Raw genomic sequence first — 3,076 nt, 5'->3', positions numbered from 1 at the left:
TGTTCGTATCAGCGGTGAGCGTCGAAAGCGTCGAGGCGACTTGTCGATAGTCAGCGTCCAGAAAGCGAACCGCATCGGGATGATAGCGATGCGCGACCTCAAGAAGTTCAAGATGGTCACGGCGCGTCTCGGCTACCAGATCGGCCCACGTCCACCTTCCAGGGTTTTCATGCATAAGGCGTATGGTGCACGCGGCCAGCACGGCACGAGCCGAGTTGGAAAAGAACCGATCTCTTGATTCAGGGATCAGTCGCGTGGCCAGTTCAACGGCATCCTCTGCAATGCGCAGATCCTTGGCGATGTCCCAGACATGGGAACGCCGATCCTGTGGAGCAATGATGATTGGCTGCACCCTGGAACCATTCGGCTTGATCGTTGGAGGCAGCTTCTCGGTAAAGTCACCCTTGATATCGAAGACGAGAACCTTGTCATGTCGCGCGATCGCGGAGACGATCAGCCCGATCATGGTCTGTGTCTTGCCGCCGCCAATAGAGCCAAAGATGATGAAGTGTCGCACCTCACGTTCGAGCGCCAGCCGCCATCCATTGAACCAATGAAGGCCGTCCCTCTTGTCGATCTTTTCGGCTTTTGCGGCCTGTAGCAGTTCGGGCATGCCTGCGACAGTCCGGCCGGACTTGATCCATTTTTCCGGTGGCATGAGGAAGGCAATATAGCCGCCGATCGCAATGGCAATGATGCCTGCCAGAAGTGTCGCAGCCACCAACCATTGCAGTTGAGCCAGGTCGGCCGGGACATAGCCGAAAACCTGAATGAAGCGACTGCGGCAAAGATCGGAGGACCAGAATTTGAGGCAGTCGATCGACTGCGAAAACGATAGGTGGTTGGCCGATCCGCTCGTGGCGTTCCATGATCGAAGCGCAAAAAAGTAAACCCAGACAAGTCCCGAAATGCCCACAAGAAAGAGACCGGCATAGAGGAGAATTGCAAATTCGGAACGCCTAGGTTTGGTGATCATTGGCGCAACGCCTCGCGACCAAGCTTGATCATTTGTTCGCGAAGTCGAGCGTCACCCTTTCTCCGATTTCCTGTCAGCAGAACGCCAAGAATGTAGGCGCGGTCCTCATCGCCGAGGCTTGCTTTGATGACCAGCCCGCCAAGCTCGATCTTGTGGCGGGTGTCTTCGCTTCGTTCGCGCTTGCGCATTTTTCTATACTCGCCTTGCAGGGTGCTAAGCGTTCTGCGCAACGCCAGAAGGTCGCTGTTCATCCTCCCGCCCGGAACGAAAGGAGTGAACCATCTCGGCAAATGCCGCCTCAAGCTCGTTCTCCGAAAGATCAAGGGTTTCGACGCCGGCCTTCATGGCGATTTGTCCAATCCTGAGTGCTTCCTTTTCTTCAGCTTCGCGCAACTGCTTTTGCAGAGTTCTGATCTGGTCACGGATCGCGGAAGGGGATTTGGCGCGGGCCATGGGCATTCTCCTTTTCGGCATTAAACGATGAGAAGATTGCAGAGATGTTCTGTATTTGTAAACATCGATGATGCATGAAAAAAGCCCACGCTGTGTAAGATGGATCGGCGGAGCCGATGCCACACTCCGTCATGCGAACAAAACGATCGTTTTGTTAAATGCGCACTTATACATTGTTTTCAACAATGTAAGATGGTACGCGGGGTTCATGGCGATCTATCATTTGCGCGCTCATCAGATATCCCGTGGCAAAGGACAGAGTGCGGTTGCTGCGGCTGCATACCGCCACGCGACACATATGAACGTCGCGCGCTCCGGAGAGATTGCCGACTACAGTCGAAAGAAGGGCTGTATCCACAGTGAAGTCGCATTGCCCGAAGGCGCCCCGCGGTGGATACATGCCTGGCATGATCGATATTCGCCACACGAGTTTGCCGAGCATTTCTGGAACCGTGTTGAAACCAGCGAAAAGCGCGATGACGCCCAGCTCGCGCATGAGTTCGTCGTCGCAATGCCCGTTGAGTTGTCCGTAGAGCAGAACAAGGCTCTGGTTCGTGACTTTGTGCGCAATCAGTTCGCGGCCCGCGGGCAGGTGGCAGACTGGAACTATCATGATGCTACAGGCAATCCGCATGTTCACATCATGGTGGCGTTGCGGCCGCTGACCGAGACAGGCTTTGGCCCAAAACGGGTTCCGGTTCTTGATGGTGACGGTCAATCGGTCCGAAAGCCGCCAAAGGTCGAGGGTCAAAAAGGGGAGATCATCTATCAGCACTTCGCGGGTTGGAAGGACCGTCTTCCCGAGATCCGCGCAGCCTGGTCGCAGGAGGTCAATCGTCATTTGGTTGCGCATGGATATGACGCGACGGTTGATCATCGCAGCTTCGAAGATCGGGACATTCCGCTGGAACCGACGACGCATCGCGGCCCCGCCGTCGACGACATGGAGGCGCGCGGCATTCAGACCGAGATGGTGCAGCAGCACCAACAGGTCATGCGTGAGAATTTCCGCAAGTTGGCGGAAGATCCCTCGCTTGTTCTGAAAATGATCACGGCGGAAAAGTCAGTTTTCGATGAACGTGATGTTGCAAAGTTCATCCACCGGTATGCGTCAACGTCCGAAGAATTTTCCGGGCTTTTTCTTCGGGTTGGTGCGCTCGAAAACCTTGTGACGCTTTCCCAGGAAATCCGCGACCCGTTCACGAACAAGCTTCTTGAGCGGGAGAAAATGACGACGCGAGACGTTCTGCATATGGAAGCGCGGATGATCGACGGCGTGCGTCAGCGTGCGACGGATCAGTCGTTCGGCGCCCCGCCGCGTCGTGTCGAGAAGGCGCTTGCGGAATTTTCAAAGTCGCATGGATTTTCTCTTTCCGACGAACAGGCAATGGTGGTTCGCGCCGTCACGTCCGATCGCGGTGTTTCGACGGTGGTGGGCTATGCAGGTGCGGGTAAGTCCACGGTGATGGATGTCGTGCGGCGGGTGTACGAAGGGCAGGGGCGGCGCGTTGTTGGCAGTGCGCTTGCCGGCAAAGCGGCCGAGGGCCTGTTTTGTTGATTTCTGCTGAGAGGTGACCCTGTGGGGGTGCGGACGAAAACTTGGACAGGTCTATGACGCAAGGCCCAGACTGTTTCGATATTCGATTG

4 protein-coding genes are annotated in these 3,076 nt (G+C 55.9%); 1 reads left to right on the top strand and 3 read right to left on the bottom strand.

Annotation, left to right across the window (positions count from 1 at the left end; translation table 11 throughout):
- The 3 genes from EDC90_RS20615 to EDC90_RS20605 all read right to left on the bottom strand — a co-directional run.
- On the bottom strand, positions 1 to 976 hold a 976-nt coding region (locus EDC90_RS20615; RefSeq protein WP_132314383.1), incomplete at its 3' end, for a type IV secretion system DNA-binding domain-containing protein.
- A complete protein-coding gene (locus tag EDC90_RS20610) occupies positions 973 to 1,164 on the bottom strand; it encodes a conjugal transfer protein TraD (RefSeq protein ID WP_018065847.1) in 192 nt (63 codons plus the stop codon). The genes EDC90_RS20610 and EDC90_RS20615, both read right to left, overlap by 4 nt.
- A 25-nt stretch (positions 1,165 to 1,189) precedes the next feature.
- Positions 1,190 to 1,429, bottom strand: coding sequence for a TraC family protein (locus EDC90_RS20605; RefSeq protein WP_132314381.1), 240 nt, complete (start codon positions 1,427 to 1,429; stop codon positions 1,190 to 1,192).
- Between the two features lie 208 nt (positions 1,430 to 1,637).
- On the opposite strand from EDC90_RS20605, the gene EDC90_RS20600 reads away from it, so the two are divergent.
- Positions 1,638 to 2,987, top strand: coding sequence for a MobA/MobL family protein (locus EDC90_RS20600; RefSeq protein ID WP_165972930.1), 1,350 nt, complete (start codon positions 1,638 to 1,640; stop codon positions 2,985 to 2,987).
- Positions 2,988 to 3,076 lie beyond the last annotated feature (89 nt).

Origin of the sequence: Martelella mediterranea (assembly GCF_004342225.1) — a bacterium.
GTDB classification, from domain to species: domain Bacteria; phylum Pseudomonadota; class Alphaproteobacteria; order Rhizobiales; family Rhizobiaceae; genus Martelella; species Martelella mediterranea_B.
Note: the sequence above shows the minus strand (reverse complement) of the source record. Positions and strands in the feature narration are given on the sequence as shown.